Origin of the sequence: Enterococcus italicus, from assembly GCF_023743875.1 — a bacterium.
GTDB classification, from domain to species: domain Bacteria; phylum Bacillota; class Bacilli; order Lactobacillales; family Enterococcaceae; genus Enterococcus_G; species Enterococcus_G italicus.
Genome location: NZ_JAMRVB010000001.1, coordinates 1,091,753 through 1,100,012 on the forward strand (window position 1 = coordinate 1,091,753; position 8,260 = coordinate 1,100,012).

Sequence of the window (8,260 nt, forward strand, 5' to 3'; positions counted from 1 at the left end):
TTATATTCTAGATTGCGAATCTTGATACCAAAACTGTTGGCTTTTTTTAATGAATAAATTCCATCCTTTTCAAAAGAACTAGTTAGCGATTCATCAGTAAAATTTGATATATTTTTCACATATTGCCATAAAGCAATTGACTGTTGTTTTTCATATCCAACAGGGAATCCTTGATGCCTAAATCCACATTTTTTCATTGTATAAATTAAATCGCTATCATTTTCATATGAAACATTATATTGATTATCATATATCTTATAATCTATATTTGGACTAATTTCTAGCTGGATCCCACCGTTTCTTTTTATGTACGTTTTTAATTTTTTTGAAAAAAATTCACTCAACAGATTAAATTCATTTTTTTCATCCGATAGTATAGGTCCAAAATTTACTTCAAATTTTTTTCCTCCAAATACTTTTATAGATGTTACTAATGCTGCACACATTATTCCATCGTCTTTTAAAGCTAAGTAAATTACTTCTAAACCACGTTCTTTAAAAACATCCCCCATCTCCGGTGTCTGTAAAAAACTATGATGCTTTGTCATGATAAAATTACCATACTCTTCCCTATCAATTACTTCCAACTTCATTCAAATCCCCTAGCTCTCTCGTATATTTTTTTCAGGCTAATGTTCTTCCCCAAATGTTCAAAAACCGGTTTTTGCTATACCACGTATAATCTTAATATATTTAGACAGTAAATAAAAGCACTTTCATAATTTTTTTTAAAGAAAAAATGCATTTTCCCAATAAATTAAGGGAAAAATGCATTTTTATATGAAAAATCCTCAAACTCATCAGCAACTATTTTGCCGTTTGGCTAACAAATAGAACTAAAAATTCTTCACAACTATTAGCTTAATGTAAAAAACTTAATAATCAGTATTTTTAATATAGCTAAAAAATATCGAATGTTCATTACTTTATGGATAAATTCGGTTTAACAATCGTGGGAATGGAATGGCTTCACGGACATGCTCAATGCCGGAAATCCATGTTACGGTTCGTTCTAGTCCTAAACCGAAGCCAGAATGTGGCACAGAACCATATCTTCTTAAATCTAAATACCAAGAATATTCTTCTTCACTTAACCCATGATTTTTAATTTGTTCTAATAAGAATTCATAATCTGTCGCACGTTCTGATCCACCGATAATTTCTCCATATCCTTCTGGCGCAATCAAATCTGCACAAATTACGACATCTTCTCTAGTAGGATGCGGCTTCATGTAGAATGGCTTAATCGCTTTTGGATAGTTCAAAATAAATACCGGGCGATCAAATGAATTGGCAATAAATGTTTCATGCGGAGAACCGAAGTCATCGCCCCATTGAATATCATCAAAGCCATTTTTAATCAATAAATCAATTGCATCGTCGTAAGAGATTCTTGGAAATGGTAAGTTCGTATATTTTTCCAAAATCGCGCGATCTCGTCCAAGTACGTCTAATGCATAATCACAATTATCTAAAACATTTTGAACAAGAAATGCGACATATTGCTCTTGCACTTCCAAACTTTCTTCTTGGTGCATAAAGGCCATTTCTGGTTCAATCATCCAAAACTCAATTAAGTGACGACGTGTTTTAGACTTTTCAGCACGAAATGTTGGCCCGAATGAAAAAACTTTTCCGAATGCCATTGCTGCGGCTTCCATATACAATTGACCAGATTGAGACAAATAGGCCTTTTGATCAAAGTAATTGGTCTCAAATAAATCTGTTGTTCCTTCTGGTGCAGAACCTGTCAAAATAGGTGGATCAATCTTAACAAAATGATGTTTATTGAAGAATTCGTACGTCGCACGAATTAATTCATTACGAATTTGCATAATAGCATGCTGTCTAGATGAACGTAACCATAAATGACGATGATCCATTAAAAAGTCCGTGCCATGTTCTTTAGGAGTAATTGGGTAATCTTGGCTTTCGCCGATTACTTCGACATTTGAAATTCCTAGCTCGTAGCCGAATTTTGACCGACTGTCCTCACGAATTTCACCGGTCACTATGACAGATGTTTCTTGTGTCAGACTTTTAGCTAATTGAAATACTTCTTCTGACACTTCATTTTTAACAACGACCCCTTGGAAATAAGCCGTACCATCACGTAATTGTAAAAAGGCGATTTTCCCACTTGATCGCTTATTAGCAACCCAAGCGCCGATTTTTACGGTTTCACCGACATGGTTTTTTGCATCAATAATTTGAATTTGTTTCACGAAATTCTCTCCAATCTCTTTCTTTCAATCCTTCAATAGCCAAGGATATTACTTTTGCTGCTTTTTTTCAACAAAATGTTTGATTCGTTTGACTGCTTCTTCTAGTGTTGCTAGATCAGCCGCATAGCTTAGTCGGATGTTATCTGGTGCACCAAAGCCTTTACCGGTAACGACAGCGACATTCGCTTCAACTAATAATGCTTCTACAAAATCATTGACATCTTCATAGCCACAAATCGTCATTGTTTCTCGCACATTCGGGAATAGATAAAAGGCTCCTTGTGGTTTTCGTACGGTGATTCCCGGTACTTCACTTAGCCATTGATAGGTCTTTTCCATTCGCTCTTCAAATGCTTGTCGCATGACTTCGACGCTCTCTTGTGAACCACTTAATGCTTCGATAGCTGCATATTGACTGACTGCCGTTGGGTTACTTGAGGCTTGCGAAGCTAAATCGGTCATCGCACGGATGATTTTTTGGTCACCAATCGCAAAGCCGATTCGCCAACCTGTCATTGAGTAAGTCTTTGATACACCATTAATGATAATTGTTTGCGCGCGTATCGCATCGGAAATAGTCGCTATCGGTGTAAACTCAGCATCACCATAAATAAAATGACCATAAATATCATCCGCAACAATCACTAATTGATTTGCGACAGCCCATTCGCCAATTGTTTGCAATTCTTCTTTCGTATAAATCATGCCTGTCGGGTTCGATGGTGAGTTCAGTAAAATAGCTTTTGTCTTTGCACTTTTGACTTGTTCGAGTTGTGACACGGTGACTTTATAATCATTGTCTTCTAATGCTTCGACAAAAACAGGCACCCCATCTGCTAACTTTACTTGTTCGCTATAACTAACCCAATACGGTGTAGGAATGATTACTTCATCTTCTTCATCTAATAACACTTGAAATAATAGGTACAAAGCGAATTTCGCACCGTTTGTAATAATGGTTTCAGACACCTTATAGGTCAAATCGTAATTATCCTGCATATAATCTACGACTGCTTGTCGTAGGGCAGGAATTCCTGCTGTAGGGGTATAGTAGCTTGTCTCACCAAACTCAATCGCTTTTTTTGCAGCTTCTTGAATATTTTTTGGTGTTGAAAAATCTGGCTCCCCAACTGTTAGACTTAAGACATCTTTCCCTTCTGCTTTCAGTGCTTTGGCTTTTGCTGATGCCGCTAAAGTAACAGAAGGTTCCATTTTCAATGCTCGTTTTGACAATTCCATTCGCTTCATTCCTTCCAATTTTAAGAAATTTCACTCACTAATTTTCCATCAGAAAATTGAACGAGGTAATAATGGTATTGATTTGATTCATCTTTTGTAACGATTTCCCATACGATTTGTTTCTCATTCATCCCTAGACTCGCCCGCTCAAAGGTATCTTTTGGTGCTGTCTTTGCAACAACAGCTTTTGCTTGTTGCATACTTAAGCCATCAGACTGGTTCAGCACTTGCACATTTTTACCCGATGAAGGAATGAGCACAATGACTGATTGATCGTTTTTGTTTTCACCAAAAATAGCATAATACGTGCCATTTCGAGTGTAGCGATAAAACGCATCGACCTGCGTGACATCACCATACTTTTCAGCTAATGCCGTCGCTTCTTGTTTTGCTTGTTTCATCGGCTGGGTTGCTTTAAAATAAGTGACCGAAAAAAGAGCCAAGATAGCTAATAACAAAGCAATACACACCAACAAAATAATTGTGATTCGGGACTCTTTTTTTAAATCTCTATGCAAAGGACTCTTCCTTTCTATTTCTGGTTCATATTATAGCAAAGATTTGACCAGTTTTTACAATTTTTCTACTTTTTTTCATGATTGAAGAAATCCGCTAACGCCTGCTTTAACTCGCGCAAATTTCCGCTCTTAATCACTAGCTCTGGTGGAAATGCTCGCTTGATCTTAGATGCATACTTCGCCTGATCCATACGTTCATCCAAAACAATCATCATTCCTCGGTCAGTTGAAGAACGAATCAGGCGGCCGAACCCTTGGCGCAGCTTAATCATTGCTTTTGGCAAGCTTTCTTGCTTGAATGGATTTTGTCCTACTTTCGTCAAATAATGATAGCGCGCAGACACCAAGGGGCGCTTCGGATTTTCAAATGGTAGTTTGGTTACAACGAGTAGTTTTAGCTGATCAGCCGGTAAATCCAGTCCTTCCCAGAAACTATCAGCGCCAAATAAAACGGCAGATTTTGATTGTGTGAATTTCTTTAACAATTTTTGTCGCGAGCCGCCAATTCCTTGCGCGAATATCTCACGGCCATTTTGTAACAGTTCAAAATGGAGCGCTTGGTACACTTCTTGAAGCTGCTGATGAGAGGTGAACAAGACTAGCACTGATTCTTTGTAGTTCATAAGTATCGAACGAATCGCTTCCGTAATTGAAACGACCTTTCCTGTCTCTTCTTCTGGACTCGAGAGGACAAACAATGCACCTTGCGTTTGGTAGTCAAAGGCGACGGGCATGACTTTGATTTGGGCATCGAGTATGCCTAACTTGCGTGCTAAATACTTCTTATCGCCTGGTACAGTCATCGTAGCTCCTAGATAAACAATCCGTTTTACTCGTTTATACCAAACTGTCTGACGTACTTTTGATGCTTCAAAATCAATCAATTCATAAGACAAGGTCTTACTTCTGCTCCGTACGCTTAAGCGATGAACAACGGTAGGCTGCCACTGATAAAACCACTGCTGAAATACATCCGCCGCTTGACTAATCAATTGAAACAAGGCACGGATGCGCTCGATTTCTTCTAGTTCATGCGCCAAGTAAAGCGACTTATTATTTGCTGTACTTTGCATGATTCGCTGTTGAATCACGAGACAATCCTCTAGTGTTTGCATTAGTTTTTGAATCATTCGCTCTTTTGTTGCTGACAAGGTATCGCGAAACTCTTTGGTTAAAATAAATTCGTCTACGATAAAGCGATTGTCGGCGTAAAACGACGTATTCAAGTCTTCGATCGACTCACTTAATTGCGCCAATAGTTGCTCATATAAATCGACTGCATACACTACTTCAGTGTCCAACACGTCAGTTTCAGCCCATTTTTTGAGCCAGTTGTTTTGGTCGATAGCTTGAATGGTATGCAATAATTGGGCTGTATTCACTTGTTTGGTCGCAGTCTTCTCTAATGCATCTGGTAAATGATGAGCTTCATCAATTAGCAGATACGGCGTTTCAGGTAATAGTGGGACTTCACGCTGACTTTCATAAGCCAAGAAGGAATGATTTGTAATCCAGACATTGCTTTGTTTGGCTTGCGCGTATAAAAAGCGCAAAAAGTCCACTTCATAAAACGGATTCTCTGGCTGTAAGTGTTCAACTCCGCGGTGTGAAATACTTTCAAAATACGGATGATTGATACTAAGCAAATTTAATTCATCCAGATCACCGGTTTTGGTCTCTGTTAGCCATACTAAGAGCATCATTTGGAAAAGCTGTACTTGTTTGGCTGACGTAGGCTCTTTTAAAGACTGGGCAAACCTTGCCAAGTCTAAATAGTGACTCTTACCTTTAATAATAATGGCACGTAAAGGCTGAGGTACCACGTCGTTCACTTTAGGAATATCTTGTTGCAATAACTGGTGCTGCAATAAAATCGAGGCGGTGCTAATAATTAGTGGCTGATCAGGCGTCGCCAAAAAACTAGCCGGAAACAAATACCCGATTGTTTTCCCGCTACCTGTTTCCGACTCGATAATTAAGTCTTTGGGTGGTATCTCTTCTGTATAGTGCTTATAGATAGCATTCATCAAGGATTGCTGAGAAGCTCGGTATTCAAGTTTGCCCTTGACCCACTTTTGCTTTGCTTGTTTGCTTTTTGGGTAATTTGATGCATGTAGCATATAGTCAAAAAGTACGAGGTGCTGTTTTTGCAGAGCAATCTGCTCTATTTCAATCAATTCAGGAAATTGATTTGGCTGTTTTCTTTGTTGGACATATTCTGCGATAAATTCACCAGTCTGCATGGACAACGTTTTGCTCAGGCGACTCAGCTCTTTTATTGTACAAAGCGGCAATGAAGCCAATCGTTGCTCCAATGCGATAAATAATTGCGCTGTCACTTCCGCATCGCTATCTGCTTGGTGTGGTCGTTCATGAGATAAGCCCAGACTTTCAGAGAGATCGCTTAAGCGAAAACTAATTTCGGTCGGAAATAATATCTGAGCCAACTCGACCGTGTCGATTCCTTTTAGTTGCAGTCGTTCACAGCCGCACCGCTCTAATTCAGCATTTAAAAACCGATAATCAAAATGAATATTATGGGCGACAAATACAGTCCCCGAAAGAAGCTCATATATCGTAGACGCCACATCTTCAAAGTATGGGGAATGACGCACGTCTTTGTTTGTTGTATGGGTCAAATGTTGAATCTGTGGTGAAATTGAACGGCCCGGATGAATCATTGTTGCAAAACGCCCGACAATTTCACCATTTTCTACAAACACACAGCCAAATTGGAAAATGCGGTCTTCTTTTGGATTGGTCCCCGTTGTTTCAATATCTACAATCGCATATGTCGTCATCAAAAATCTCCTTTTTGCACTGTTGCATTATACTATAGAATAGCGGATGAAACCAAGTCTTGCAATCCACAAAAAAAGCAACTACCTTTCAAAAAGGTAGTCGCTCCTCGGTGTTAATAACGTAAAATAGCAAGAATTTTTTTTCCCATCGGAATATCTTCTGTGTCTAACAAGTAGACCGATCCACTCATCCGAATAATCTCGTTAGCCAAATGATTTAACTCTTGCCGCCAGTCATATTCTTGCTCGGGATCCTCGCCATACCCGTCGACTAAATTAGCTGTCGAAATAAATAAATCCGAGATCCGCCCGAGAGATGCCGCTTGCTTAATGTCGGCTAATTGTTCTACCCACTTACGATTGGCCAAGTTCTGGTATTCCTTTTTCTCCTGTTCACTTAGCTTGGTATCGATGGTCTTACAATTCTCTTGCCACTCTTCCTTAGTTAGTTGATTAGGCGATCGTTTGATTTGCACGTCTCGTTTCAGATAGGCATTCTTTGCTAATTTTGCAAAGAGCGTGACATTTTCTGCGAGTCCCATCATGTACAAAGGAATTCGGCGTTCATTTTGCCATTCATCGCGGAAGAACGCATCAATTGCTTGGTAGTAGTTGCGATGATCGATTTCCTCTTCTTCTCCTTTATCGACTGTACTATGAAAGGTATTGCCTTCTCCACTTGAATGAGTCAAGCTTGCTTTTTTATCCAATTCCTCTCCTAAAGCTTTCTCTAATGTCGTCGGTGCAGATGCCGGTAAGTTTATGGGAACTAAGTTGTGATTACGATTTTCATAAAGTGAAAAGCTGTCACGATTCAATGCTAATAAGAAATAATCATAGTTGAATTGACTGTTCTTGATAATAGCCAAAAGATATGGCTCATCACCAACGTAGTATTGATCATCGACCCGAATGCTTAGACGATGAACAAACGTCTTCTCTGGTGTAAAAATCAACGCGACACTTGTCGTTGCACTCCGCCAAAAATTTTGACTTGCCATTAATTGATCAATCTGCCCTTGAAAAGCAGACCAAGCATCTTCAGGATATTTTTTTTCGAAGCGTTTCTTTGCTTCTTTCGCAAAATTTTTCAGCTTGAGCTGATCCTTTTCTACTTCCTGATGGGCAACGTGCGTATTCAACATAATTGTAACAAATGGGCCGGACTCGGTTTCTGAGGTTAACTGACTAAGTAATTCTTTTCCAATTTTTGTCATTTTCATTCCTCCTCTAGCTTTTGTTGCACTTTTAGTGTATCACGACGCCATATTGCTACCAAGTAAAATGATTACACAATTTTTAGATTAATGAAAAAAATTTCCGCTTGAAGTTGGCACAGTTACGCGTTAAAATAACAACCAGAGCGTTTTTGTCCTCGTAGCTCAGTAGGATAGAGCAATTGCCTCCTAAGCAATAGGTCGCTGGTTCAATTCCAGTCGGGGACGTAAAAAGATACTATTTAGGAAAGAAGTATTCC

General features: G+C 38.9%; 6 protein-coding genes and 1 tRNA gene. 1 reads left to right on the forward strand and 6 read right to left on the reverse strand.

The window, feature by feature from the left end; all coding sequences use genetic code 11:
• The 6 genes from NE257_RS05230 to NE257_RS05255 form a co-directional block, all read right to left on the reverse strand.
• Positions 1-593 (reverse strand): peptidoglycan bridge formation glycyltransferase FemA/FemB family protein (locus tag NE257_RS05230; RefSeq protein WP_251885951.1); only part of this gene is annotated, 593 nt, incomplete at its 3' end.
• 333 nt (positions 594-926) lie between these two features.
• Complete coding sequence (gene asnS / locus NE257_RS05235; RefSeq protein ID WP_251885952.1) at positions 927-2,225, reverse strand: asparagine--tRNA ligase; 1,299 nt, start codon at positions 2,223-2,225, stop codon at positions 927-929.
• Positions 2,226-2,273: 48 nt separating this feature from the next.
• Complete coding sequence (locus NE257_RS05240) at positions 2,274-3,464, reverse strand: pyridoxal phosphate-dependent aminotransferase (protein WP_251885953.1); 1,191 nt, start codon at positions 3,462-3,464, stop codon at positions 2,274-2,276.
• Positions 3,465-3,484: 20 nt separating this feature from the next.
• The gene (locus NE257_RS05245) at positions 3,485-3,982 is read right to left on the reverse strand and encodes a cell wall elongation regulator TseB-like domain-containing protein (RefSeq protein WP_251851717.1); all 498 of its coding nucleotides are present in this window, start codon (positions 3,980-3,982) and stop codon (positions 3,485-3,487) included.
• Between the two features lie 65 nt (positions 3,983-4,047).
• Complete coding sequence (locus NE257_RS05250) at positions 4,048-6,783, reverse strand: helicase C-terminal domain-containing protein (protein ID WP_251885954.1); 2,736 nt, start codon at positions 6,781-6,783, stop codon at positions 4,048-4,050.
• Positions 6,784-6,896: 113 nt separating this feature from the next.
• Entirely contained in the window at positions 6,897-8,000 is a 1,104-nt protein-coding gene (locus NE257_RS05255; protein ID WP_251885955.1) for a baeRF6 domain-containing protein, read from the reverse strand.
• 154 nt (positions 8,001-8,154) lie between these two features.
• Here NE257_RS05255 and NE257_RS05260 point away from each other — a divergent pair.
• Positions 8,155-8,228, forward strand: a tRNA-Arg gene (locus NE257_RS05260).
• Positions 8,229-8,260 lie beyond the last annotated feature (32 nt).

Coding starts and splice junctions, on each gene's coding strand:
- NE257_RS05240 (WP_251885953.1), bottom strand. CDS start 3,464: ATGGAATTGTCAAAACGAGCATTGAAAATGGAACCTTCTGTTACTTTA.
- NE257_RS05250 (WP_251885954.1), bottom strand. CDS start 6,783: ATGACGACATATGCGATTGTAGATATTGAAACAACGGGGACCAATCCA.
- NE257_RS05255 (WP_251885955.1), bottom strand. CDS start 8,000: ATGACAAAAATTGGAAAAGAATTACTTAGTCAGTTAACCTCAGAAACC.